The sequence below is a fragment of the Dongia rigui genome, from assembly GCF_034044635.1.
GTDB lineage: Bacteria > Pseudomonadota > Alphaproteobacteria > Dongiales > Dongiaceae > Dongia > Dongia rigui.
Genome location: NZ_JAXCLX010000001.1, coordinates 2208416 through 2234339, shown reverse-complemented (window position 1 = coordinate 2234339; position 25924 = coordinate 2208416). Strand labels below are relative to the sequence as shown.

Annotated in this window: 23 protein-coding genes; 6 read left to right on the top strand and 17 right to left on the bottom strand. The window is 63.8% G+C overall.

Annotated elements, in window-relative coordinates:
* Window positions 1-66: 66 nt before the first annotated feature.
* From SMD31_RS10450 to SMD31_RS10400, 11 genes are all read right to left on the bottom strand, one after another.
* Window positions 67-480: a F0F1 ATP synthase subunit epsilon gene (locus SMD31_RS10450; protein WP_320500769.1), complete on the bottom strand. Its 414-nt coding sequence runs from the start codon at window positions 478-480 to the stop codon at window positions 67-69.
* 125 nt (window positions 481-605) lie between these two features.
* Window positions 606-2027: a F0F1 ATP synthase subunit beta gene (atpD, locus tag SMD31_RS10445; protein ID WP_320500768.1), complete on the bottom strand. Its 1422-nt coding sequence runs from the start codon at window positions 2025-2027 to the stop codon at window positions 606-608.
* Window positions 2028-2063: 36 nt separating this feature from the next.
* Window positions 2064-2945 carry a F0F1 ATP synthase subunit gamma gene (locus SMD31_RS10440; protein ID WP_320500767.1) on the bottom strand — a complete coding sequence of 294 codons (882 nt, stop codon included), beginning with the start codon at window positions 2943-2945 and terminating at the stop codon, window positions 2064-2066.
* Window positions 2946-2974: 29 nt separating this feature from the next.
* The gene (atpA, locus tag SMD31_RS10435; RefSeq protein WP_320500766.1) at window positions 2975-4504 is read right to left on the bottom strand and encodes a F0F1 ATP synthase subunit alpha; all 1530 of its coding nucleotides are present in this window, start codon (window positions 4502-4504) and stop codon (window positions 2975-2977) included.
* Window positions 4504-5094, bottom strand: a complete 591-nt coding sequence (locus tag SMD31_RS10430) for a F0F1 ATP synthase subunit delta (RefSeq protein WP_320500765.1) — start codon at window positions 5092-5094, stop codon at window positions 4504-4506. The genes atpA and SMD31_RS10430 overlap by 1 nt, the downstream gene beginning before the upstream one ends.
* Window positions 5095-5367: 273 nt before the next feature.
* Window positions 5368-6054: a glutathione S-transferase family protein gene (locus SMD31_RS10425; protein ID WP_320500764.1), complete on the bottom strand. Its 687-nt coding sequence runs from the start codon at window positions 6052-6054 to the stop codon at window positions 5368-5370.
* Between the two features lie 63 nt (window positions 6055-6117).
* Window positions 6118-7233, bottom strand: a complete 1116-nt coding sequence (locus tag SMD31_RS10420; RefSeq protein WP_320500763.1) for a GGDEF domain-containing protein — start codon at window positions 7231-7233, stop codon at window positions 6118-6120.
* A 282-nt stretch (window positions 7234-7515) separates the two neighbouring features.
* A complete protein-coding gene (locus SMD31_RS10415; RefSeq protein ID WP_320500762.1) occupies window positions 7516-8328 on the bottom strand; it encodes a glycosyltransferase family 2 protein in 813 nt (270 codons plus the stop codon).
* A gap of 47 nt (window positions 8329-8375) precedes the next feature.
* Window positions 8376-9365, bottom strand: a complete 990-nt coding sequence (gene ypfJ, locus SMD31_RS10410; protein ID WP_320500761.1) for a KPN_02809 family neutral zinc metallopeptidase — start codon at window positions 9363-9365, stop codon at window positions 8376-8378.
* A 112-nt stretch (window positions 9366-9477) separates the two neighbouring features.
* Complete coding sequence (locus SMD31_RS10405) at window positions 9478-11733, bottom strand: methyl-accepting chemotaxis protein (RefSeq protein ID WP_320500760.1); 2256 nt, start codon at window positions 11731-11733, stop codon at window positions 9478-9480.
* A gap of 155 nt (window positions 11734-11888) precedes the next feature.
* Complete coding sequence (locus tag SMD31_RS10400) at window positions 11889-14120, bottom strand: primosomal protein N' (RefSeq protein WP_320500758.1); 2232 nt, start codon at window positions 14118-14120, stop codon at window positions 11889-11891.
* 141 nt (window positions 14121-14261) lie between these two features.
* Between SMD31_RS10400 and fsa the strand changes: the two genes are divergently transcribed.
* The 4 genes from fsa to copM are packed head-to-tail and all read left to right on the top strand — an operon-like array spanning window position 14262 to window position 18109.
* A complete protein-coding gene (gene fsa, locus SMD31_RS10395; RefSeq protein ID WP_320500757.1) occupies window positions 14262-14918 on the top strand; it encodes a fructose-6-phosphate aldolase in 657 nt (218 codons plus the stop codon).
* A gap of 29 nt (window positions 14919-14947) precedes the next feature.
* Window positions 14948-15670: a DUF484 family protein gene (locus SMD31_RS10390; protein ID WP_320500756.1), complete on the top strand. Its 723-nt coding sequence runs from the start codon at window positions 14948-14950 to the stop codon at window positions 15668-15670.
* Window positions 15646-16632, top strand: coding sequence for a tyrosine recombinase XerC (locus SMD31_RS10385; RefSeq protein ID WP_320500755.1), 987 nt, complete (start codon window positions 15646-15648; stop codon window positions 16630-16632). The genes SMD31_RS10390 and SMD31_RS10385 overlap by 25 nt, the downstream gene beginning before the upstream one ends.
* Before the next feature lie 13 nt (window positions 16633-16645).
* Window positions 16646-18109 (top strand): CopM family metallochaperone, encoded by a 1464-nt coding sequence (gene copM / locus SMD31_RS10380; protein ID WP_320500754.1) that lies wholly within the window; start codon window positions 16646-16648, stop codon window positions 18107-18109.
* Here the strand turns inward: copM and SMD31_RS10375 are convergent.
* Window positions 18106-18966 carry a LysR family transcriptional regulator gene (locus SMD31_RS10375; protein WP_320500753.1) on the bottom strand — a complete coding sequence of 287 codons (861 nt, stop codon included), beginning with the start codon at window positions 18964-18966 and terminating at the stop codon, window positions 18106-18108. The two genes, copM and SMD31_RS10375, sit on opposite strands and share 4 nt — an antisense overlap.
* A 92-nt stretch (window positions 18967-19058) precedes the next feature.
* Between SMD31_RS10375 and SMD31_RS10370 the strand changes: the two genes are divergently transcribed.
* Entirely contained in the window at window positions 19059-19355 is a 297-nt protein-coding gene (locus SMD31_RS10370) for a YciI family protein (RefSeq protein WP_320500752.1), read from the top strand.
* A 94-nt stretch (window positions 19356-19449) separates the two neighbouring features.
* On the opposite strand, the gene SMD31_RS10365 is transcribed toward SMD31_RS10370, so the two are convergent.
* From SMD31_RS10365 to SMD31_RS10355, 3 genes are all read right to left on the bottom strand, one after another.
* On the bottom strand, window positions 19450-20472 hold the full coding sequence (locus SMD31_RS10365) for a PstS family phosphate ABC transporter substrate-binding protein (RefSeq protein WP_320500751.1): 1023 nt from the start codon (window positions 20470-20472) through the stop codon (window positions 19450-19452).
* A gap of 235 nt (window positions 20473-20707) precedes the next feature.
* On the bottom strand, window positions 20708-21289 hold the full coding sequence (locus tag SMD31_RS10360; protein WP_320500749.1) for an HD domain-containing protein: 582 nt from the start codon (window positions 21287-21289) through the stop codon (window positions 20708-20710).
* 22 nt (window positions 21290-21311) lie between these two features.
* Window positions 21312-22451, bottom strand: coding sequence for a TauD/TfdA family dioxygenase (locus SMD31_RS10355; RefSeq protein ID WP_320500748.1), 1140 nt, complete (start codon window positions 22449-22451; stop codon window positions 21312-21314).
* A gap of 96 nt (window positions 22452-22547) precedes the next feature.
* Here SMD31_RS10355 and SMD31_RS10350 point away from each other — a divergent pair, with 96 nt between their 5' ends.
* Window positions 22548-23456, top strand: coding sequence for a LysR substrate-binding domain-containing protein (locus tag SMD31_RS10350; protein ID WP_320500747.1), 909 nt, complete (start codon window positions 22548-22550; stop codon window positions 23454-23456).
* Window positions 23457-23621: 165 nt separating this feature from the next.
* Here the strand turns inward: SMD31_RS10350 and SMD31_RS10345 are convergent, their stop codons facing one another.
* Window positions 23622-24290 carry an HAD family hydrolase gene (locus SMD31_RS10345; protein WP_320500746.1) on the bottom strand — a complete coding sequence of 223 codons (669 nt, stop codon included), beginning with the start codon at window positions 24288-24290 and terminating at the stop codon, window positions 23622-23624.
* A gap of 296 nt (window positions 24291-24586) precedes the next feature.
* Window positions 24587-25897: an ATP-binding protein gene (locus SMD31_RS10340; protein ID WP_320500745.1), complete on the bottom strand. Its 1311-nt coding sequence runs from the start codon at window positions 25895-25897 to the stop codon at window positions 24587-24589.
* Window positions 25898-25924 lie beyond the last annotated feature (27 nt).

Below are 25924 nucleotides of genomic sequence, written 5' to 3'. Positions count from 1 at the left end.
TGCTCCCGCGTTAAACTTCAGCATCCCCGCTGGCGACGCTGTCCCGCGCCGCCCTTCTGAACCGACCTAGTAGACGCTGCCTTCGAGGGCGTGGAGACGCGCCTCTGCGATCGCCACGGCGTTCTGCGCCAGATTGCGATCAAGATCGTTCTTGGCATCGGCCACATCTTCGCGGGCGTCAGAGAGCGCACGCTCGGCGTGGGCGCGGTCGATCTCGCCGACCTTCTGCGCGCGCTCGGCAAGGACCGTGCAGCCCTTGTCGTTCACTTCGGCAAAGCCGCCTTCCACGAAGATGCGGTCAGTGACCTGGCTGCCTTCCAGCACATGAATGACGCCGGGGCGAATGGTCGAAATGAGGTTGGAATGGCCAGGAAGGACCGCAAAGTCACCCTCAGTGCCCGGGATGACAATCTCGCTCACATTGGCCGAGAACAGCAGCCGTTCCGGCGAGACGAGCTCGAAATGCACCTGATCCGCCATGTTCCACCCTTCTTAGATTTCAAAGACCCAACCGGGCCCCTGACGCAAACCGGCCGCGGACGGCCGGTTTTTCGGTCTCAACCGCGGCAGCGGTGGGTTGTTCCACCACTGCCGCGTTGTCTGCTTTAGGCCGCTTCCGCCATCTTCTTGGCTTTGGCGACGGCTTCCTCGATCGTGCCCACCATGTAGAAGGCCGATTCCGGCAGGTCGTCATACTTGCCTTCGACGATGCCCTTGAAGCCCTTGATGGTGTCTTCGAGCTTCACGAACACGCCCGGCGTGCCGGTGAAGACTTCGGCGACGTGGAAGGGCTGGCTGAGGAAGCGCTGGATCTTGCGGGCGCGGGCCACGACCAGCTTGTCCTCTTCCGAGAGTTCGTCCATGCCCAGGATGGCGATGATGTCCTGGAGGGCCTTGTAGCCCTGCAGCACTTCCTGAACGCGGCGCGCGGTGTTGTAGTGCTCTTCACCAACGACGCGCGGATCGAGCGCGCGGCTGGTCGAATCAAGCGGATCGACGGCCGGGAAGATGGCCATTTCAGCGATCGAACGGCTGAGCACCGTGGTGGCGTCCAAATGGGCAAACGAGGTCGCCGGCGCCGGATCGGTCAAATCGTCGGCGGGCACGTAGATGGCCTGCACCGAGGTGATCGACCCCTTCTTGGTCGAGGTGATGCGTTCCTGCAGCGCGCCCATGTCGGTGGCGAGTGTCGGCTGATAGCCCACGGCCGAGGGGATGCGACCGAGCAGCGCCGACACTTCCGAACCCGCCTGGGTGAAGCGGAAGATGTTGTCGATGAAGAAGAGAACGTCCTGGCCCTGCTTGTCGCGGAAATACTCGGCCATGGTGAGGCCGGAGAGGGCGACGCGGGCACGGGCTCCCGGGGGCTCGTTCATCTGGCCGTAAACAAGGGCCACTTTCGACTCGCCGCCATCCAGCTTGATGACGCCGGAATCGATCATTTCGTGATAGAGGTCGTTGCCTTCGCGGGTACGTTCGCCGACGCCCGCAAACACGGACACGCCGCCATGACCCTTGGCGATGTTGTTGATCAGTTCCTGAATGGTCACCGTCTTGCCGACGCCCGCACCGCCGAAGAGGCCGATCTTGCCGCCCTTCAGATAGGGTGCCAGCAAATCGACGACCTTGATGCCGGTGACGAGGATCTGCGCATCGGTCGACTGCTCGACGAAGGCCGGGGCCTGGGCGTGGATCGGCGCCGATTCCTTGGCGTTGACCGGACCACGCTCGTCGATCGGCTCGCCGATCACGTTGATGATGCGACCCAGGGTCTCCGGGCCCACCGGCACGGTGATGGCGGCACCCGTGTCGACGACTTCAGCGCCGCGGACCAGACCGTCGGTAGAATCCATGGCGATGGCGCGCACGGTGTTCTCGCCCAGATGCTGGGCGACTTCGAGAACCAGGAGCTTGCCCTGATTCTGCACATGCAGCGCGTTCAAGATCGCGGGCAGGGCGTCACCGAACTGCACGTCAACGACGGCGCCCGTTACCTGCGTAATCTTGCCGACGATGTTCTTCGACATATTGGTTGCTCCTTAAAACGATCTCTTCAGTCCGGATCAGACGGCTTCAGCGCCGGAGATGATTTCGATCAGCTCCTTGGTGATGTTCGCCTGGCGGGTCCGGTTGTAATTGATGGTCAGCTTGTTGATCATGTCGCCCGCATTGCGGGTCGCATTGTCCATGGCGGTCATGCGCGCACCATGCTCGGAGGCCGAGTTTTCGAGCAGCGCGCGATAGACCTGCATCGCGATATTGCGCGGCAGCAGATCGGCAAGGATCGATTCCTCGTCCGGCTCGTATTCATAGAGCGCTGCCGGACCGGCATTGTTCTCATTGGCAACGGCATTCGCGAAGGGAATGAGCTGCTGCACGGTCACGATCTGCGCGATCGCCGATTTGAACTTGTTGTAGATGATGGTGCAGACGTCGAACTCGCCCGCGGCAAACATGTTGCGGATCTGGATGGCGATCTTCTCGGCCGTCTCGAAGGTGATGCGTGGGCGCGCGATCTCTTCGAACGAGGCGACGATGTCGTTGCTGAACTCGCGGCGCAACTGGTCCTTGGCCTTGCGGCCGACGGTGATGATCTTCACCGTCTTGCCGGACGCCTTGAGGTCGCGGATCGTCTTGCGCGCCTGGCGCGTGATCGACGAGTTGAACGCACCGCACAGGCCCCGGTCGGACGTCATGACGACCACCAGCTGCACCTGGTCGCGACCGGTGCCGCCGAGGAGCGCCGGGGCGTTGTCCTTGCCGGCCATCGAGGCCGCCAGGGCGCCCAGCACCTTCTCCATGCGCTCGGCATAGGGACGGGCGGCTTCCGCCTGCTCCTGCGCGCGACGCAGTTTGGCTGCAGACACCATCTTCATCGCAGAGGTGATCTTCTGCGTGTTCTTGGTGCTGTTGATGCGGATCTTGAGATCCTTAAGGCTCGGCATTGCTGCCCCTTCTCAACAAGTAGCGAGCGTTACGCGAACGACTTCGTGAAAGCGCCGATGACCTCGTGCAGCTTGGCCTCGGTCGCCTTCGAGATTTCGCGCTCGGTCCGGATCGCATTGAGGATGTCCGGGCTCTTCGCCTTGATCTCGCCAAGGAGGCTCGATTCGAAACGACCGATCTGGTTGACCGCAATGCCGTCGAGATAGCCACGCACGCCGGAGAAGATCGACACGACCTGCTCTTCGACCGGCATCGGCTTGAACTGGCCCTGCTTCAGGAGCTCGGTGAGGCGAGCGCCACGGGCGAGCAGCTTCTGGGTCGAGGCGTCGAGATCGGAGGCGAACTGCGCGAAGGCCGCCATTTCGCGGTACTGCGCAAGTTCGAGCTTGATGGTACCGGCAACCTGCTTCATCGCCTTGATCTGGGCGGCGGAGCCGACGCGGCTGACGCTCAAACCGACGTTGATGGCGGGGCGGATGCCCTTATAGAAGAGGCCGGTTTCGAGGAAGATCTGGCCGTCGGTGATCGAAATCACGTTGGTCGGAATATAGGCCGAGACGTCACCGGCCTGGGTTTCGATGACCGGGAGTGCGGTCAGCGAACCGTTGCCGAAATTGTCGCTCATCTTGGCAGCGCGCTCGAGGAGGCGGCTGTGCACATAGAACACGTCGCCCGGATAGGCTTCGCGTCCCGGCGGACGGCGCAGCAGCAGCGACATCTGACGATAGGCCACGGCCTGCTTCGAAAGATCGTCATAGAAGATGACGGCATGCATGCCGTTGTCGCGGAAGAACTCGCCCATGGCGCAGCCCGTATAGGGCGCGAGGAACTGCAGCGGGGCCGGTTCCGAGGCGGTGGCGGCGACGACGATGGAATATTCCAGCGCGCCATTGTCCTCCAGCGTCTTCACGATCTGGGCGACGGTCGAACGCTTCTGCCCGATGGCGACATAGACGCAATAGAGCTTCTTCGACTCATCCGCGCCGGCGTTGATGGCCTTCTGGTTGAGGATGGTGTCGATGATGACGGCGGTCTTGCCGGTCTGACGGTCACCGATGATCAGCTCGCGCTGGCCACGGCCGATCGGCACCAGGCTGTCGACGGCCTTGAGGCCGGTCTGCATCGGCTCATGCACCGACTTTCTCGGGATGATGCCGGGCGCCTTCACTTCGACGCGGGTGCGCTTGACGTCGGTCAAGGGACCCTTGCCGTCGATCGGGTTGCCGAGGCCGTCAACGACGCGGCCGAGCAGGCCCTTGCCGACCGGCACGTCGACGATGGCGCCGGTGCGCTTGACGGTATCGCCTTCCTTGATGTCACGGTCGTCGCCGAAGATCACGATACCGACATTGTCGGTTTCGAGGTTCAGCGCCATGCCGCGGATCCCGCCCGGGAACTCGACCATTTCGCCGGCCTGGACATTGTCCAACCCATGCACGCGGGCAACACCGTCGCCCACGCTGAGGACCTGCCCCACTTCGGTGACATCGGCCTCGTTGCCGAAATTTTCAATCTGCTGCTTGAGGATCGCAGAGATTTCGGCGGCACGGATTTCCATTATCCAACCCCTTTCATAGCGAGCTGCAACTTCTGCAGCTTGGTTCGAATAGACGAATCGATCATGCGGCTGCCCACTTTGACGACGAGGCCGCCGATGAGGGCAGGATCAACCTTGACCTCCATCGTGACCTTGGCACCGTGGGCCCGCTTGATCGTTTCAGCGAGTGCGTTCTGCTGGTCGGCCGAGAGCGGCCGGGCGGACCAGACCTGGGCAGTCATTTCGCCGCGGCGGTCAGCCAGCATCTTCTTGAAGGCCTGGATCATCGCGCTGAGCGCAAAAAGGCGCCGGTTCTGGGCGAGGAGGCCGAGGAATTTTGCGGTGAGCGGGCCGAACTGCGCGGCCTGCACAATACCTGAGATGGCGCGGCCCTGGTCGCCGCGGGAAAGGACCGGCGAATTGATCAGGCGACGGAAGTCGGCCGATTCGTCGATCATCTTGGCAAGGGCAGCCAGATCGCCGACGACGGCGTCCAGCTGATGCTTGGAATCGGCCAGTTCGAAGAGGGCTGCTGCATAACGCTGCGCCAGACCGCCATACGCGGTGCTTCCCTTGTCGCTGCCTTGGGCTGCCACGATACCTGCCCCCATCCCTGGTCTTAAATAATTGATTTTACGGAGAAATTCTTGGGCACATGCAGTGCCGACACAAACTCAACCGGCCCTTCGCAGCGGCTTTCCGCGCTGCGACAGGCGGCGGGTTAGTAACACATGGTTTCAGGCTAATCAACAGCCCCTGACCGACCGTGGCGATGAATCATCAAGCCTCTGAATTAGGATGATAATTTGCAAACGCGACAGGGCTGAAAACTTTATGCGCCAAAGATGCCGCAAGGCTTGTTGCGAGACTTTCGCGTTAACCTTTTAGCCGGCGGATGGGGCCGCAGACAAAGCGGGCGACAATTCCCTGTCCGCCTCGGCGATTTCCGCGGCAACGCGGGCAAAAGCGGGTCGGGCGAGGAGGCGGCGGTACCAGGCGGCGAGTTGCGGGTGAGGATCGAGTGGCGGCCCGCTCAGGCGCTGGGTGAACAGCACGGTCATGAACAGCGCGATATCGGCGACCGACAGTGACCCGCAGAAGAAATCGGCACCGGCCAGCCGCGCATCGAGATCGGCAAAGCGCGCGGCGATCGCCGCCTCCGCTTCCGCCGCCGAAGCCACCCGCCCGGCATGGACGCCCGGATCGGCAGCGGGTGGCTCGGTCCGGAACAGCAACTGGCGCACCGGGGCGAAGAGAATCTCGTCGGCATCGACCTCCAGCAGGCGGCAACGCGCGCGTTCCTTGGGCGTCACCGGGTATAGCGGCGGCTGAGGACAAAGCTCCTCGAGATATTCGAAGATCACGGTGGAATCGAACAGGGCGAGGTCGCCATCGACCAGCACCGGCACCTGGCGCTTCGGGTTATGCGCCAGCACCGCCGGGTGCTTGGGCGCGTAGCCCCGTTCCTGCGTGAAGGCCACGAATTCGCGCTCGACCGCGATGCCTTTCTCGGCCAGGGCGATCTCGACCTTGCGCGAAAACAGGCTGAGGCGCCCGGCATAGAGTTTCATGATGTCCCATCCCCTCATTCCGGAGCTGGAACATTACCGGAACAGGCGCTCTGCGGCAAGGGATCAGTGGTGGGTGGCGAGGACCACGGGCGGCGCCTGTCGGCGGGCCACCTTCTGGGCATACATACGGCTGTCGGCCAGCGCCAGCAACGCTTCCAGGCTGTCGGTCTGCTCCGGCGCCACGTCGACATGGCCCACGCTGAAGGACAAGCGCGGCGCCCGCGTGTCGCCAAGGCCAAGATGGCTCCCCTGCAGTCGCTGCGCGCCGATCCGCTGGTGGTTGCTGAGCGCGGTCGCCAGCCGCCGCCGGATATCGTCTGCGGAGGTGTTGCTGTCGACCGCCAGCACGGCGAATTCATCGCCGCCGAGGCGCGCCACGATATCGGTCCTGCGAAACACGTTCTGCAACAAGCCCGTCGCCTCGCGCAGCAGCATGTCGCCTGCCGCATGGCCTTCGGCATCGTTGAGACTCTTCAGCCCATCGAGATCGAGATAGATGAGGTGACAATAGACGCCGCGCCGCCTGGCGGCTTCGAGCGCGCGGTCGGCCAGCAACTTGAAGCCGCGCCGGTTATAGATGCCGGTGAGATCGTCGGTCAGCGACAACTCGCGCATCGCTGCCTCGACGCGCTGGCGTTCCTCGATCTCGCTCACAAGATGCCGGTTGGCCGCGGCCAGTTCCTGGGTCCGCTTTTCGATGCGGCTCTCCAACTCGGCATAGACCTGCACATTCTCCAGCGCGATGGAGGTCGAATCGGCCAGCGCCTGCAGAACCTGCACCTGATACGCGTCGGCCTGGTAATGCCGCGCCCAATAGACGCCGATCGCGCCAATGGGATCGAGGGTCCGGATCGGCACCATCACCATGCTTTTGACGAAGGTCGGGCGGTAAGCCTCGTATGGGACGCGCGGATCGTCTGCGATATTGGGGATGACCGCGGGGCGGCGGTTGAGCATCGACCAGCCGCTGACGCAATCGGCGATGGGAAAGCGCTTGCCCTTCCACAGCGGCGCAATGGCTTCCTCATCCTTGTAGAAGCAGTGCTCGCCATCGCGCAGCACGAAGGTGGCGCCATCTGCATTGGCCAGTTCGCGCGCGGCATGGCGCACGATCTCCGTGACACGGTCGATCGTGCGCGCCAGCGACATTTCCTGAACGATGTCGATCAAACGGTGCATGCTGCCGATCCAACTTCCCCAACCGCCAGGCTTCCCCAGCCGCCACGCTTCCCCAACCACCAGGCTTCGCGAACCGCCGGGGCACCTGCGCAGATCGCGCTTGCCATCCCCTGTGGCTGCGGGCGTTTCGACGTCGTTAAAGATTAGCGCAAATCTCGGGAACGCGCATCGGGATGTAGATTCCTATGCCCCGCCGGCAACGCCAGCCCTTGTCACCGTCCCCAATTCGACCGTGGGCGAGGGGTCCGCATATGACTTTTGCGCGCATGACTGGAATGGGATTCATACAGCAGCTGCATCGGCTGCGAAGCGCTGGTAGTCGCGCCTGTCACCGGCGGCGGTCGCCGCCACGAACCGCGCGTTCATGGCCTGCCAGCTGCGCCACACCTCAATCACGCTGGGCCTATGCGCCAGTGCGATCGATGTTTCGCCTGCCGCCACCAGCGCGATGAGCCGGTCATAACCGGGCCCGATGCCGTCAAGAAACATCGCACCGCGCGTCACCGATTGCGGCCGCTGGCGCAATTGATAGACGGCAGCGCCGGCAAACGGCGCCCGGCCACCACCGAGCGACAGCGATTCGAGATCGAACAGCACGTCTTCGGCCAGCACGTCTTGCCATCGGCGCTGAACATCTCGCGGCACGACGGCATGGAGCGAGGCGAAGGCCGTCGCAAAATCGGCAAAACCAATCTCGCCGCCGCGCGCGCCCACCTCGCGCACGACACGCCCCGACCAATCGGTGATGCGCGTCCGCCCGAAAGCGACACCGCCCGCGTCTGCCAACGGCACCAGAAGCGAGAGATAGTCCGGCGCGAAAAGATCATCGGCATCGAGCAGCGCGATGAAGCGCCCGCGCGCATGCTCCAGCGCCCGATTGCGCGCCGGCCCCGGCCCAGTCGGCTTGGGCACGCCCTTCAAAACCCGCACACGCGGATCGATCTGCTGCAGAAAGCCATAATCCGCCGGTTCATCCGGTGCCACGACGATCTCGATCTCGCGCAACGCCTGGGCGCAGGCAGACTGCACCGCATCGGCAATAAAGCCCTGCGCTCGATAGGCGGCGATGATGATGGAAACGACTGGCGTGCTCACGCCGGGCAAATTAGCGCGTTTCGGTTCGGCTGTCAGCGAGCCATGCCTTACAGGGTATCCGCGTTGAAGGTGTCGCAGGCTTCCAGATCGCCGGTGTCGAGGCCGCGCTGGAACCAGCGCACGCGCTGCTCTGAGCTGCCATGGGTGAAGCTGTCGGGGACGATACGGCCCGTGGCCTCTCGTTGCAGCCGATCGTCGCCGATGGCGCTGGCCGCGGTGAGGCCTTCCTTGATGTCGCCGGGTTCGAGCGTCAGATTCTGGTCACTGGCTTCGATCTGGTGCGCCCAGATGCCGGCGAAGCAATCGGCCTGCAATTCGACGCGGACCGACAAGGCATTGGCATCCGCCTCGCTCATCCCGGCGCGCGCGCGGCTCACCTGTTTTTCGATGCCGAGCAGGTTCTGCACATGATGACCCACTTCATGGGCGATGACATAGGCCTGGGCAAAATCGCCGGGCGCTTCAAAGCGGCTCCTGAGATCGCGATAGAAATCGAGGTCGATATAGACCTTCTGATCGGGCGGGCAATAAAACGGCCCCATCGCCGATTGCGCATAGCCGCAGGCCGATTGCGTGGCGCCGGAAAAGAGGACCAGCGTCGGCGGGCGGTAGCTGCCCTTGCCCGCGGCGAAGATCTGGCCCCAGACGTCTTCAGTGCTGGCGAGGATCACGGAAACGAAATCCTTCAACTCGTCCTCGGTGGTCGCATCGCCGGTACCGGCGCCGGTACCGGCACCCTGCTCATAGCGCGACCTGCCGGAGAGGATATCCCCCACCACCTCGCCATCTTGGGACTGGCTCACCGAGCCGCCGCCGGAACCACCGCCCGTCAGGATGCTGGTCGGATCGACGCCCATCAGGCTGGCGATGACGAAGAAGGCAATGACCCCGACCAGCCCCAGCCCGCCGATGCGCGGGCCGCGGCCGAAGCCGCCACCACCCAGGCCGCCCAGGCCACCGCCACCCAGCGAGCCGAAGCCGCCGGACCCGCGCTGGTCAGAGACGTTTGAACTCCTGCGACCGCCGCGCCATTGCATGACGGACCTCCCCTGATGAACCGGTGCCGATCAAAGACTAGCACGACGGCAACAGGGCCGGCACGCCTGCCGCCTTAACAAGGCGGTGGGCGACGGGTTCCCTGGCCGCGACCTAACCAGCGCGCACATTGGCAAGGAAGCCGTCGATGCGGTGCTCGAGATCCTGGAAGCGGCTCTGCAACTGGCCCACGGCCTGCACCATGGCGCCGGCCGCCTGGCCGGAATTCTGCGCCGATTCCGACACCAGGCCGATCTGCTGCTGCAGTTCCGCCGTGCCGGTCGCCGCTTCCGAAACCGCGCGGGCGATTTCGGTGGTGGCCGCATCCTGCTCGGTGACGGCGGCGGCAATGGTGCTGTTGACCTGGCTGATCTGCTCGATGGTCTTGGCCACTTCCGCGATCTCGCCGGCAGCGGCCCCGGTCGATTGCTGGATCGAGTTGATCTGGGCCGAAATCTCTTCGGTCGCCTTGGCCGTCTGGTTGGCAAGGTTCTTCACCTCGGACGCCACCACGGCAAATCCCTTGCCCGCCTCGCCGGCGCGTGCCGCTTCGATGGTGGCATTGAGCGCCAGCAAATTGGTCTGGCCCGCGATGTCGTTGATGAGGGTCACGACCGAACCGATCTGCTCAGAGGCCGCCACCAGCGCATTCACCAGCGTCACCGTGCTGTGCGCCTTGCCGGCGGCCTGTACCGCGATCGAGCTTGAATTGTTGGCCTGCTGGCTGATCTCGCGGATCGAGGCGGAGAGTTCTTCGACTGCCGCCGCCACCGACGACACGTTCTCCGAGACCTGCGTCGCCGTCTGGCTCACGTTCTGGCTGCGACCGACATTCTCGAGGCTCACCTGCGACATCTGCTGGGCAGAGCTGTCCATCTCGCGCGAAGTGGCCGCCATCGAGCCGATCGCTTCCGAGACCTGGCCTTCGAAGGAATCGGCCAGGCGCAGGCGGCCTTGATGCTGTTCCGCCTCCGCTTGTCTTTTCATCGCTTCCTGGTTGGCGACCAGTTCCTTGTTCTGCAGCGCGTTCTGGCGGAAGGTTTCGACCGTCTCGGCCATCTGCCCGATTTCGTCCTTGCGCCCCAGCGCCGGAATGGCGACGTCCAAATGGCCGGCGGCAATCTTCTGCATGGTGCCGGTCATGGCGGTCACGGGCTTGGCGATCGAACGGCCCACGAACCAGGCAAGGATGACGCACAGCAGAATGGCGGCGGCGCCAATGACCAGCGCCCAATTGCGCATCTCATTCACCTTGGCCAGCACCAGCGATTTTGGCACGCTGACCTTGATGCTCCAGCGGTCCGGCGAATCCTCGAGGCTCAGCGGCACCAGGACCGAATAGCTGTCAACGGCCTGGATCCCGAAACCGTCGCCGGCCTCCTTCAGCTTGGTGATCAAAGCTGCCGATTTGGCTTCGTCCTCGCTCTTGCCGGCGGCAATCGCCGCGTCATGCGCTTCCTTCTGCACCTTCTCAAGCGCGGCATTGGCCTCCTTGGCAAGGACATCGCCATCCAGCAGATTGCTCGAATCCTCGCCCACCACGATCTCGCCGGCGCGCATCTTCTCGGCATTGGCCTTGTAGAAGGCATCATCGGCCACGGCGCCGACAAAGGCCATGCCAGCGGGGTGTGCCGCCCAATTGCCCGCATTGTCGATGAGGGCCGCGCGGCCTTCGCCCCACGGACGTTGCGCCGCGATCTGGTCGATGAGTTCGTTCAAGCGGAAATCGATGCCGGTGACGCCCAGGATTTGCCCCGCCGCATCCTTCACCGGCACACAGATCGACACCAGCCACACGACGCTGCCGGCGCCAAAATCCCAGCCGGCCGGATCGGTGACATGGGTGCGGCCGGTCTTCATCGGCGTTTCGTAATATTCCAGCGAGTTCGTTGAATTGTCGAAATCATAGGATTTGTCGAGCACGACGCTGTCGCCCTCGCCGCGATAGGCATAGGGCACATAGCGGCCATTGCTCTTGACCGCCGTCGGCTGGTCGTCTTTCCCAGCGAAATCGGCATCCTTGCCATCGAAGGTATTGGGCTCGAACGTGCCCCAGGCGCCAAACCAGGTTTTTTCCGGCGCCAAGGTGGCCGCCAGCACCGAATTATAGCGCGCGCGGTCGGTCAGGTTGTCCTGTCGCCAACCGACGACCGTAGCGCCGAAGGTCCGCGCGGCCGACATGGCACGCACGAATTGCCGCTCGACATCGCCCGCCGTGGAACGGCCCAGATTGGTCATCACCAGCCGCGCCTGGTCCTCGAGGTTGTTGCTGGCCTGCCAGCTCAGAACGGCGGCGACGCTGGCGACGGCGATACCGGACAGCAGCGCCCCGGCGATGGCAATGCGGCCGCGAATACCAATGGTCGGCATGTTCAATCCCCCCATAGGATAGAAATCGTTATGATAGGATTTATCCGGCTTATGCGCTTAAGAACGTCTTAACGCTAACGATGACCGATATGTGAAATCGCGACGCGCATCCGCGAAGCGATGTCGTGGTCAGCCGTTGACGACCGACCCATGCGTCACATGAAGCTGTAGGGATCGATATCGATCTGCAGCCTGAGATCGCCGGGGAATTTCTGGCCGCGGAGCCAGCCTTTCAAAACACCTTGCGGGGCGATGTCGCGCCGCGTCTTCAGGAGGAAGCGCAAGCGGTGCCGGCCGCGCAGCAAGGCCAAAGGCGCCGGCGCCGGTCCAAGGACGGTCACGCCGTCACGATGTGGTGCCGACCTTGCCAGTTCCTGCGCCTTGGCGTTGACCGCCGCCTGATCGCGGCTCGACAGAATGAGGGCCGCCAAGCGCCCGAAAGGCGGCATGCCGGATTGGCGGCGGTCATCGGCTTCGGCGGCGAGGAAGGAATCGCGGTCGCCCGATTTCAGCGCCTCCATCACGGCGCGGTCGGGGTCATAGGTCTGCAAGAAAACCCGCCCCGGCTTCTCGCCGCGCCCCGCGCGCCCCGCCACCTGGCTCATCAGCTGATAGGTGCGCTCTGCTGCGCGCAAATCGCCGCCATGGAGGCCAAGATCGGCATCCACCACGCCCACCAAGGTGAGGTGTGGAAAATTGTGCCCCTTGGCGATGATCTGCGTGCCGATGACAAGGTCGACCTCGCGTTCCGCCACCATGCGCATCAGGCTTTCCGCCTTCGCCGGTCCCGTCACCGTATCGCTGGTGAGGACCAGCCGCCTGGCATCGGGGAACAGCGCTTCCGCTTCTTCCGCCAAGCGCTCGACACCAGGCCCGCAGGCAGCAAAGCTGCCTTCCGACTGGCAGGCGGGGCACGATGGCGGCATGGGTGAATCGAAGCCGCAATGATGGCACATCAATTTCTGATGAAAGCGATGCTCGACTAGCCAGGCCGTGCAGCGCGGGCATTGCATGCGGTGGCCGCAGCTGCGGCACAAAGTGAGCGGTGCATAGCCGCGGCGATTGAGGAAGAGCAGCGCCTGGTTGCCATCGGCCAGGGTCTGCAAGATCTCGGCCTTGAGGCGCGGCGCGATCCAGGATTGCCGCGCCGGCTTGTCGAGCCGCAGATCGATCGTCTCGATCGTGGGCAAGGTGGCGCCGCCATGCCGGTCGGGAAGATGTGCCGCGCGATACCGCCCGGTTTCCACATTGACGATCGTTTCCAGCGACGGCGTGGCAGAAGCAAGGATGACCGGAATCTTCGCCAGATGCCCGCGCACCACCGCCATGTCCCGCGCCTGGTAGATGACGCCGTCCTCCTGCTTGAAGGCGCTCTCATGTTCTTCATCGACGATGATGAGGCCCAGATCGCGATAGGGGAGGAACAATGCCGAGCGCGCGCCCACAACGACCTTGGCCGATCCATCGAGCACACTGCGCCAGGTGAGCCGCCGTTCCAATCCAGTGAGTTCCGAATGCCATTGCGCCGGCAGCGCAGCAAAGCGCGCCTCGAACCGCGTCAGCCATTGGGGGGTAAGCGCAATTTCTGGCACCATCACCAAGGCCTGGCGGCCGGCACGCAATGTTGCGGCGATGGCTTCGAAATAGACCTCCGTCTTCCCCGAACCGGTGACGCCGTCGATCAAGGTGACGCCGGGGGCAAGTGTGCTCAATTCATCCGCAGCCTTCTGCTGCGCGCCCGATAGATTCGGCCCGGCCGCATCGGCGTCGGGCATGCCGAAGGGGCGCTTCTGGCTGAGCGGGACCGATTGCAGCAGCCCAACCTTCCCCATCTCTGCGACCACGCCGGCACTGACGGCAGCAAGACGCGCCAGTTCAGTCGGCGGCAAGGGCGGCGAGGATGTCAGCACATCAACGACGCGTTGGCGCGCCGCGGTCAGCTTGGCCCCTGCGGTCTTGGCCGTGGCAATGTCGCCGAGCTGCCATGCCTTCATGGCGCGTTCCGGTTCCAGCGCATCGGGCACGCTGATCGCCATGCGCAGCACGGCACCTACCGGCGCCATGGTATATTGCGCCACCCAATCGACGAAGTCGCAGGTGATGGCCGGCAAGGGCGGCAGGTCGAGCCGTGCTGTGACCTGTTTCAATTTTTCCGGGGCGACATCGCCGGCGCCGTCACCCCAGACAATGCCGGTGACGCTGCGCCGGCCGAGCGGCACGGTCACGATGTCCCCGCGCACAAGCTCCAGCCCCGCTGGCACCAGATAGTCATAGGCCTGAAACAAGGCGAGCGGCAGCAGCACGCCGACCACGCGCGAGCCGCGCCGTGGCGTCGCTGCCACGGCACCCGTCTCTTCACCCAGAACATGATCGGTTTCGGTTGGCATGGCGATGCGTGGGGGATAGACTCTGGGGTGTGACGGATGTGATTCGGCGCGGCGGTGACAGGGCACTTGCTTCCGTCACTTTTATAGCCTAGTGCGTGGCGTATCGCCGATAAAGGCACCTTAGCTGTCAGGGACTATACCATGAAGTTTTTCGTCGACACCGCAGACGTCAAGGAAATCCAGGAGCTTGCCGCCACGGGCTTGCTTGATGGTGTAACAACCAACCCGTCTCTGATCGCCAAATCCGGCCGCCCCTTCCTCGACGTGATCAAGGAAATCTGCGCCATCGTCGATGGGCCGGTCAGCGCCGAAGTGACCGCGACCGATCATGCCACGATGATGCGCGAGGCGGACAAGCTCTCGAAACTTGCTAAAAATGTCTGCATCAAGGTGCCGCTGACCGTCGATGGTCTCAAGACCTGCAAGGCGCTTTCCAGCAACGGCATTCCGGTCAATGTGACGCTGTGCTTCTCGGCAGCGCAGGCGCTGCTCGCCGCCAAGGCCGGCGCCACCTTCATCTCGCCCTTCGTCGGTCGCCTCGACGATATCGGCCAGGACGGCATGGAACTGATCGCCGACATCATCGCCATCTATTCCGCCTATCCGAATTTGAAGACCGAGGTGCTGGTGGCCTCGATCCGCCATCCCATTCACGTCGTCGCGGCCGCCAAGATGGGCGCCGATGTGGCGACGCTGCCGCCGGCCGTGTTGAAGCAGATGTTCCATCACCCGCTGACCGATAAGGGCCTCTCTGCTTTCCTCGCAGACTGGGCCAAGACCGGCCAGTCCGTACTTTAAAATCACCCCTTAGCAGCAAAAGGGCGCGGATGTCGGATCCGGTGGAAGAGGTCAAGGCGAAACCGAATGCCGGTGTCACGGCGGCACAGGTTGCGGCCTATCTGAAGCGCAACCCCGATTTCCTGTCGCGCCACCCGGAATTGCTGGACGCCCAAGTCAGCCCCAAGCGCCACAAGGGCGATGGTGTGGTTGACCTGCAGCAATTCATGATGGACCGGCTGAAGACCGACGTCGCCAAGCTGCGTGCCGATCAGGACGAGATCATCGCCAACAGCCGCGACAATCTCAACACCACCGAGCGTATCCACAACGCGGTGATCGCGCTGCTCGAGGCCGAAAGCTTCGAGCAGTTCATCGAAATCGTGACCGGCGACTTGGCCTTCCTGCTGGAAGTCGATGTCGTCTGCCTGTGCCTCGAACTCACCGACGTCACCTCGCGCCGACCAAAGCATGACGGCATCCAATTCCTCGACCGCGGTGCCGTCGACCGCCTCATCGGCAAGAACCGCAAGGTCTGGCTGCGCGACGAGGTCGAGGGCGATCCCGAAATCTATGGCGGCGCTGCCGATCTGGTGCGCTCCGATGCCGTGCTGCGGCTTGCCATCAGCAAGGTGGCGCCGGCCGGGCTCATTGCCTTCGGTACGCGCCATCCCGGCTATTTCCATGCCGGCCAGGGAACCGAATTGATGAGCTTCCTCGGGCGCGTCATCGAATTCGGCATCCGCTCATGGCTGGATCTGCCAAAGCCGTGACGGAAGGGGCGGCGGTCAAGGTTGACGCCAACCCGCTGCTGTTTGCCAAGGCCGATCTCGTGGCAGGCCTCAAGGATTGGCTCTCTTATCTTTCCCAGGAACGCCGCGCCGCCAAGCTGACGGTCGAAGCCTATCAACGCGACGTCGGCGATTTCCTGCGGTTCTTGAGCTTCTATGACGGCGATGCCCCCAGCGTGGCGCGCCTCGGCGCCCTCACCCGTTCCGATATCCGCGCCTGGCTCTCGCAGCGGAAAGCACGCGGCCTCGTCGCCGCCAGCAATGCCCGCGCCCTGTCCGCCATCAAGAGCCTCGCCCGCCGCCTGGTACGCGACGGCAAGATCGAAATCGGCGTGCTGGCCACGCAACGCGGCCCGCGCCTGCCCCGCGCGGTGCCCAAGCCCTTGAACGCGCCGGAAGCCGAGGCGCTGTTCGAGAATGTCGACGAAATGGCGAGCGAACCCTGGCTCGGCGCCCGCGACCTCGCGGTCTTCATGCTGCTCTATGGCTGCGGGCTGCGTATCTCCGAAGCGCTTAACCTCACCCGCGCCGATGCACCCAAGGCCGGCACATCCTTGCGCATCCTCGGCAAGGGCGGCAAGACGCGCCTCGTCCCCGTCCTGCCGGTCGTCGCCGATGCGATCGAGGATTATCTCAAGGCCTGCCCCTGGCCGCTTGCCAAGACCGGCCCGCTCTTCGTCGGCGCCAAGGGCGGCAAGCTCAATCCCCGCCTCATCCAGCGCTCGCTGGAAAAACTCCGCCTGCTGCTGAACTTGCCGGAGACGGCGACGCCCCACGCGTTGCGCCATTCCTTTGCGACGCATCTTCTGGCCGGTGGCGGCGATCTCCGCGCCATTCAGGAATTGCTGGGACACGCCTCCCTATCAACCACGCAGCGTTACACCGAGATTGACGCCGCTCAGCTTCTCAGCGTCTATCAAGCAGCTCACCCCAGAGCGAAGTAAGGACGAGACGACAATGAAACACGGATGGAAAGCACCGCTTTCTCTGGCGGCCCTTCTTGCCCTCGCGGCCACGCCGGCCGAGGCGCATGTGAAATGGTTTGCCCCCTATATCGTTGGCGCCGCGCCGCAGCCGATCACGGCGACATTGACCAATCCCTGGTTCTGGACCGCCATCGCGCTCGTTTGCGTCTTCTTCTTTGCAACACGCCTCCTCGAGAAATCGGCGGCGGGCGAGCAGACATTGGCGGTGATGGATTACCTCACCGATCCGCTCGCGCAACGCCTCGACATGTTCACCCGTGCGGTCATCGCCGCCTTCTTCATCGCCATCTTCGCTGTGGGCGGGGTCTATCTGACGCCTGATCTGAAGACGCCGGCCGAATGGGTCTCCTGGTCGCAGCTGCTCATCGCCGCCCTCATCTTCATCCGTCCGCTGCAGCCCCTGGCCGCCGTCGGCATCATCGGCCTGTGGCTGGTGGCTTTGCGCGATTACGACATCTTCCATCTCTTGGACTACCTCGCGCTCGGCATCGGTGTCGCCGGCTATCTCTTCCTCGAGGCGTCCAACAAACCGCATTGGCGCAAGTATCGCTTCGACTGGCTGCGCTGGGGTGTCGCCATCGCGCTCATGTGGTCGAGCCTCGAGAAATTCGCCTACCCCGAATGGTTCACGCCGCTGGTGATCGAAAAGCCGTTCCTCACCTTCGGCATGCCGGAGAAGGTCTTCATCCCGATGGCGGGCGTTGCCGAATTCACCATGGGCTTCGGCATGTTCTGGACGCCGCTCATCCGCCGCTTGTCGGCCATGGCGCTCCTCATCATCTTCACCACCGCCGTCTATCCCTTCGGCCGTGTCGAGCTCATAGGCCACGCCCTCATCATGGCGATCCTTGTCTCGGTGATCGCCGAGCATTCGCGCGACGTCCATTTCATGCCGGCGCTGAAGCGCTCATTGGCCGGCATCCCGGTGGGCCTTGCGGGGACACTCATCCTGTTCGTCGCCGGCTACTGGGGCCTGCACACCACGATCTATGGCCCCGCCGGCAATGGGACCACCTATGCCGATGCCGCCCGCACCACCCACACGCCCAATGCCGAGCACCCGCATGATGCGGCCGAACTGGCGGCAGAAATGTCATCGGGTCACGATCACAGCAGCCTGCCGATGCCAGGTGATCCCACGGGTGATCCCACGGGCTCGACCATGCCCGACAACGCCGCCGACGCCTATGCCGAGACGATGACCCGGATGCACGGCCCGATGATGGCCGGCATGGCGAACCCGGACCCGGACGCCGCCTTCGTCCTCGGCATGATCCCCCATCACCAGGGCGCCATCGACATGGCCCGCGTCGTCTTACGCTTCGGCAAGGACGGCTTCACCCATCACTTGGCGGAAGAAATCATCGCCGCCCAGGAACGCGAAATCGCCGAGATGCGGGCATGGCTTGAGCAGAAGGGGCTGCAGGAGCCCTAAGCCAAGATTTCAGCCAACCAGTCCACTACCGCGGCGATGCGTGGCAGCGGCCTCAAGTCCCGATGCGTGAGGAGCCATACCTCCCGCGTTGGCAAAGGCGGCAACCCCGTGCCGCGCAACCGCGTCAATCGCGGCTCCGCATCGCCGATGACCTGCGGCAGCAGCGTGCGGCCGAGGCCGGCTGCCGCTGCATGGATGAGGCTTTCCGCGTCATTGGCGGCGAACGCCGCGCTGGGACCTTTGGCGCGCCGCAGCCAGGCTGCCTGTGGAAGGTGATCTAGGCTTTCGTCATATCCGAGCCATGGCAGCCCAGCGCCATTCCGGGGCGTGCCGGCTGCCGCATAGGGCGCATAGTGCAAGCTCGCCAAGCGGCGCCCGAGTATCCGGTGTCCCAGCGCGGGATCCGGCCGCGAGAAACGCAGGGCGATATCGGCTTCACGGCGCGCCAGATCATAGCCGCGTGCGTCGGCCATGAGATCGATCTTGAGTCCAGGATTCCTGCCCAGCAGCCGCGGCAGCGCGGGGATGAGAATTCGGTTAGCGAGAATGGGCACGGTGGTCAGGCGCACCCGGCCCTGAACGCCTGAACCGGTGCCCTCCATCGCAGCTGCGAGACCGGCAATCTCGGCTTCGATAGTCTCGGCGCGGGCGATCGCGGCGATGCCGGCCTCGGTCGATTTCAGCGCGCCGCCGGGATCGCGTTCGAACATCTGTGTGCCGAGCATTCGCTCCAACGTCCGCAGGCGGCGCGCTACCGTGGTCGCATCCAGGCGCAAGAGGCGCGCAGCGCCGGCGAAGGAGCCCGAACGCGCTAAGGCAAGAAGACAGCGAAGATCGTTCCAATCCAGGCCCTGCATTTTTGCAGGATCGCACGGCAGATTGTCCCACTGCCAGCGCGATTTTGTCGCGCCTATCCTGCCAGCTGATGCCGCCTGGAAGGATGGTTCCGATGCTCTACTCAGTCCTGTTTGAAGACAACGTCACGCGCGCTGAGGCGATTCGACGCGAGTTCTTGCCGGACCACCTTGTCTTCCTAGAGCGCAATCGCGGCCGCATCATCGCGGCCGGCCCCTTGCGCGATGCCAGCGACGCCCCGGCAGGTGGCATGTGGCTGGTGCGCGCCGAGACGCCGGACGTGGTGGAGGAACTGGTTCGGGCCGATCCGTTCTGGCCGACGGGATTGCGGCGCAGCCATCGTGTGCTGCAGTGGCAGCGCGTATTCGGCGCCGATGTCTTTGCTGCGTGACGGCCCCAAACAAGAACCCCTCCCGCGATCTCTCGCGGAAGGGGTTTTTAGGTTGAGGCTTTTGTCACCCGATACTTAAATCGGGGGGGACGTCTTACATCATCGGGGTCAGGCTGGCAGCGCTCTGCTGCACCTTCTTCAGCATGTCGGCCGGGAAGGGGATCATGCCCTTGTCGGCGAGGTAGCCTTCTTCGCCCGCGGCCTTGTCGCTGGTGAATTCGGCGATGAATTCACGGATGCCCGGGACCTGGCCTTCGTGCTGGTTCTTCACATAGAAGTACAGCGTGCGGCTGACTTCGTACTTGCCGTCGACGATGTTCTCGAAGGTCGGCTCGACGCCGTCCATGATGCTGCCTTGCAGCTTGTCTTCGTTCTGCTCCAGGAAGGAGTAGCCAAAGATGCCGACGGCAGCCGGGTTGGCTTCGAGCTTCTGGACGATGAGGTTGTCGTTCTCGCCGGCGTCGATATAGGCACCGTCTTCACGGATCGAACCGCAGGCGCCCTTCTTGGCCTTCTCGTCTTTGATCGCGTCGATTTCGGGGACGCCCTTGCAGCCCTTGTCCATCACGAGTTCGACGAAGGCGTCGCGCGTGCCGGAGGTCGGCGGCGGGCCCAGCACTTCGATCTTCTCGGCCGGGAGGGCCGGATTGACGTCCTTCCAGGTCTTGTAGGGGTTGGCAACCAAGGCGCCGTTCACCGGCACTTCCTTGGCAAGACCCAGCCACAGATCCTTCACCGTCAATTCGAAGCGCGCATGGCTCTTCGAATTGGCGAGCACGATGCCGTCATAGCCAATCGGCACTTCCGTGATGGCGGTGACGCCGTTGGCCTTGCAGGTCTCGATTTCGCTGTCTTTGATCTTGCGGCTGGCATTGGCGATGTCGGGGCTGTCTTCGCCGACGCCGGCGCAGAACAATTTGATGCCGCCGCCGGTGCCGGTCGATTCAACGATCGGCGTCTTGAACTTGCCGCTCTTGCCGAATTCCTCGGCGACCGCGGTCGAGAACGGATAGACGGTCGACGAACCGACGATGTGCAGCTGGTCGCGGGCCTCAGCGGCACCGGCCGTCAGGATGACGATGCCGGTTGCGGCGAGGGCGAGAGAAATACGTTTCATGGCAGAAACCTTTTTTGGGTGAAACCAAGCAGGGCCGTTATTAGGTCGCTTCCATGACAACCGGTTTTCCGATTTATGACAGTTCGGTGACGCCGCCCTCGCCAGCGCCCTGATTCCCTGAGGTTTTTGCCGTAGCGGCGTGTGACTCAATGAAAAATCACGGCAGCACAGACCACCGTGACTCTTTCATGTCATCGAACTGTTGGCGTTCGGGCGAAATGCCCGGGCGCGCGCCTTACGCCGCTTCCGCCTTCACGTAGCGCGGGTCATGCGCCTTACGGCCGAAGATCTCCTTCACCAGCGGCTCCCAATAGGCCAAGGGCTTCGTCGCATAGTCGGGATCGAACGAGGCCTGGTCCCAGCTTTCGCAGAAGCGGTGGCAGGCGCCGTACCATTCATGGCCCTTGAACTGGTCGCGAGCGTTACGATTGCCGCCCAAATGATGGGCGTAATAGTACATCTGGAAGATGCCGTGCTTCTCCACCACCCAGGTAACCTCGGGCCGCACATAGGGGCGCAGCAGGCCGGAGGCGATCTCGGCATGGTTATAGGGGGCGAGCTCATCGCCGATATCGTGCACCAGCGCCGCCACCACCATTTCCGGATCGGCGCCATCGGCCTCGGCTCGGGTCGCCGATTGCAGCGAATGCTCGAGCCGGCTCACCTTATATCCTTCCAGCGATTCATCGAGGCGCGCCAGGGTCGTCATGACCCGGGCCGGCAGGCCTTTGGCATGATCGCGTTCGGATTGGTCGAGCATGAGGTAATCCTCACGCGTGCCGTCCTTCATCTGCAGGAAGCTGACTGTCTTGCTCATGATGGCTTGCTTTCCTTATTTCTTATTCGGCAGCGAGTACGCGGCCGCTGTCGTCCCGCGTCAGCACCCGGTAGAGGCTGCGCGGTCCGTCGCTGTCGATATAGCAGCCCTGCAAATGCCGGATGCCCTCCTGCGTGTCGAACGAGGTGCGGCCATGCAGCAGGCGGCGATTGTCGAACATCACCAGGTCGCCATCGTCGAGGCGGAAGCGGATCTCGAAATCCGCCGCCTTCAGCAGCCGGTCGAGCTGGCGGCGCGCAGCATAGAACGCCTGCAGCTGTTCGGCCGGCAGGAGCGGCGAGAAATCGAGCCGCGGGCTGAAATGCACCGCCTGGAACACGCCGTTCTCGTCGAGCTTCACATGCGGCGCCCAGGCGACATGGTCGGCATCGACATCCTGGAAGCGGAAGCGGCTCTGCACCTTGGTGAGCAGGTCATAGGCGGCCGGATCTTGCGCCCGCAGCGCCTCGACACAGGCAAACCCATCGACCAGCGTGGACAGTCCGCCGCTGGTCTGGTTGGTCAGGCAGTGCAGCAGCTGGATGCCGGGCGCCGGCTCCCGGTAGGGATTGTCGGTATGGGGGTCGAGCGACAGCGACGAATAGGCAAGATCATTGGCATTGGGAATCGAGCGCACATTGAAGTGACGCCCGAAATTGGTGTCGCGCACGAAGCCGAAGGTCTCGGCGACCTCAAAGAGGCCCTGATCCACCGCCGGCACCTTGTGCAGAATGACGAAGCCATAGCGCAGGAACTTCGCCGCGATATCGAGCTTCAGCGTGTCATCCGGGCGGGACTGCCACACCGCCTCCGGCAGCGGGTTAAGTGTCGCGTCCCAGGCTGTCAGTTCAGGCAGCCCATCGGCGCCAGGCTTCAAGCCGGCTTCGGCAATGAGCTCCGCTTCCCGGAAATGACTGACCGCGCCATCGCTGAAGGTCACCACAAAGACCCCCGGCGCCGCCTGGCGCAAAGCGGTCACGGCGAGATCTGGGTCGAGGTCGGAGGGGTTATAGAAGCGCTGGCCAGTGCGCTGGTCGACGCTGCTTTCCGAGCGGCAGCGCTCGCGCAGCCACAAGGGATGGAGGTCGATGGCGCTGCCATCGGCCGAGATCAGGCGAAGAGCTGGCTTGGGCAGGTCGACAATCTGCAGATGCGCGGTCATTCCGTGGCTTCCGGCTATGAAATTTCGGGCGATTTTGCAGTTGCGGTAAACGACTGAATAGCTGCAATAAACTTTGATATGCTATAAACTGGCGTTATGGCTGACCGGCGTTTTCCACCCATTGGGTGCCTCATTCCCTTCGAAGCTGCCGCGCGGTTGGGCAGCATGTCGGCGGCTGCCCGCGAATTGGGCGTCAGCCAGCCGGCCATCAGCCGCCAGCTGCAAATCCTTGAGACCGATCTCGGCCAGGCCCTCTTTCACCGCAACCGCCGGGGCCTCAGCCTCACCACCGCCGGGAACGCCTATCGCCATGCCGTGGCCTTGGGGCTCGATCACATCGCGGCGGCGACGGCGACCCTGCGTGCGCAAGGTGCTGAGCACTCGATCCGCATCGCCGCCAATTTCGGCTTCGCCCAGCAATGGCTGATGCCGCGCTTTGCCAAGCTCCGCGCGGCGCACCCGCAACTCGCCTTCCGCCTGATGACCAGCGATGACGACGCGGCCCTCGACATGGCCGAATGCGACATCGCCATCCGCTTTGGCATCGGCGATTGGCCGGGCTGGCATGTCACACCCCTCTTCGCGGAAGAAGTCTTCCCGATCTGCACGCCAAGCTATCTCGAGGCGCATGCCGAATTGAAACGCGTCGACCTCAAGCCGGCCGATCTCACCAAGGCGCATCTTCTCCATCTCGACAGCACCAACGCCGACTGGCTCGATTGGGGCGATTGGTTCCGCTGGCATCACGTGACGACACCAGCGCCAAAGCCGCAGATGCTCTACAGTACCTATCCCCTGGTGCTGCAGGCGATCCTCTCCAGCGAAGGCGTCGGTTTGGGCTGGCGTGGCCTCGTCGACGGCCTGCTGGCAAGCGGCACACTGGTGCAATTGCTCCCCGGCGTGAAGCGCGACCAGCACGGCTATTTCATCACCTGGCGCAAGAACCACGCACAAGAGAAACTCCTGCGCAAGATCGCCGAGTGGATGGTGGGGGAAGCGCGGTAACGCCCCTCACCCCAACCCCTCTCCCCGCAAGCGGGGCGAGGGGCTTGTAGCGCCGCGTGCAATAGCTCTCAGTTTCGATGATCTTTGCTATCGGCACCTCATTCCCTCTCCCCTCGCGGGAGAGGGTCAGGGTGAGGGCGTGTCGATAAGTGAAAGTTTCGCCCCTTACTCCGTCACATCCGCAACCGACGCAGCCAGGATGAGCGCGCACACTTCATGTAGATCGCTGACAACGCCTGTGCAGAGCGAGCGGATTTCCGGCGTCGGTTGCAGCAGGTCGGGCACCATCAACGTCATCATGCCGGCAGCCGAGGCCGAGCGAACGCCGTTATGCGAATCTTCCAGCGCCAGGCACGCAGCGGGTGCCACGCCGAGGCGATGTGCTGCCATCAGGAATGGGTCGGGCGAGGGCTTGCCGGTCGCATAATCGCCATGCCCGACCACAGCATGAAACCGGTCAACCAGGCCATGCGCCAAAAGATGGCTCCGCACGGTCTCATGACCAGACGAGGTCGCGATACAGCGCGGCATCGCGAGTGCGTCGAGAAGATCGAGCAATTCGACGACGCCCGGCTTCAGCCGCAGCTCTGTCGCGGCCAGCAGATCGAAATGGCTGACCATCAGCGCGAAATACGAATCGATGGGAAAGTCCGGGCCCGCATGCGCCAGAATGACTGACCGGCTCTGCGCCCAGGGCACGCCGATGGCGCCTTGAATGACTGTCGCCGGCAGATCGTGCCCGCCACGGCGCGCCGCCGCCAGAAACGCCTGCTGGTAAAGCGTTTCCGTATCAAAGATCAGGCCGTCCATGTCGAAGATCACGGCGGCCGGCATGCATGGGAGCGTCATCGCGGATGTATAAGGGGCGCCCGCGCTGTTGGCAATATTCGCATGCGTCGATGGAGTCGCCTGGAGAGCCCCCTCACCCTGACCCTCTCCCCCACCGACGAAGTCGGCATTCGCCTCCGGGCGGGAGAGGGGTTGGGGTGAAGGGGTGAGCGACGGGTCTATCCAATTTCGTCATGGTCGGCGCAGGCCGACCATCCACGAATTTGTTAGCAAGCGAAGAAAGCAACTCGTGGATGCCCGCATCAAGTCCGGGCATGACGAGAAGGTTTGCAGCGAACGATCTATGCCGCCTTCGCTGGTGCCGAATCCATCGGCAGATAGATCGTGAAGGTGCTGCCCTGGCCCAGCACCGATTGGATCTCCAGCTTGCCGCGATGGCGGTTGACGATGTGCTTGACGATGGCAAGGCCCAGACCTGTCCCGCCGAGATCGCGGCTCCTTGCGGTGTCGACGCGGTAGAAGCGTTCGGTGAGGCGCGGGATGTGTTCGCGGGCGATGCCGGGGCCCTGGTCGTTGACACTCAAGGCCACTGCGGCCTTCACCCCCTTGGGATGCGGCAGATGCAGGCGCAGCAAAGCGGGATCGGTGATGATCTCGGCGCTCACCGTCACCACCGCCTGGTCGCGGCAGTATTTGAGGGCGTTGTCGACCAGGTTCTGCACGACCTGCGTCAGTTCATCGGCATCGCCCGGCACGCGCGGCAGGCGCGAAGGATCCGGCGTGCGGATGACGATGCCGCGCGCCTCGGCCTTCAAGGTCAGGCCGTCGACCACGGAAGCGAGCAGGCGCTTCAGATCCGCCTCGCCCTCCGGCGGCTGATACTCGTTGAGCTCGATGCGCGAGAGCGAGAGGAGATCGGCGACGATGCGGCTCATGCGCTGCGCCTCGGTCAGCATGATGTCGAGGAAGCGGCTGCGCGCCTGCTCGTCATTGCGCGCCGGGCCCTTCAGCGTTTCGAGGAAGCCGATGAGGGTCGCGAGCGGCGTCTTCAGTTCGTGGCTGACATTGGCGACGAAATCGCTGCGCAGGGATTCGGCGCGCCTGAGATTGGAAACGTCGTGGAAGACAATGAGCGTGCGCCCGATCTCGGCGCCGCTGGGATCGATCGGCTGCATTTCCGCGATGAGGGAATGACCGGCGATGTCCGGCATCTCCAGGGGTTCCGGCGTCTCGCCCCGCGCCAGCGCATCAAGCGCCGTGAGGAGTGCGGGCTGGCGCAGCACGGCAAGGAGGCTGGTCGCTTCGATATCGGCCCCCAGCAGGTCCCGGGCCGCCAGATTGGCGATGGCGATGCGACGCTGCGAATCAAGGACCAGCACCGGGTCCGGCAACGCGTCGAGCAAGGCGCGGGTGGGTTCGCGCAGGGAAACTGGCTGTGGGAGGGCGCTTTCCGGCACCAGCGCGGGGGCTGCCGGCTTTTGTTCCTGCGGCTCGTGATGGCGCAGGACGACGAAGCCCAGCGCCGACAAAGCCGCCGCCACCGCCACCACCAGCAAGGGCCAGTCGCTGCGGCCGGTGAAGCCGACCAGCGCGGCCAGGGCCACCACCACGACGGCGAGGTCACGAAAAAGTGTCGCGAAGCCCTTCCGCACGAAAGCCCTCTCACTCCATAATGCAAC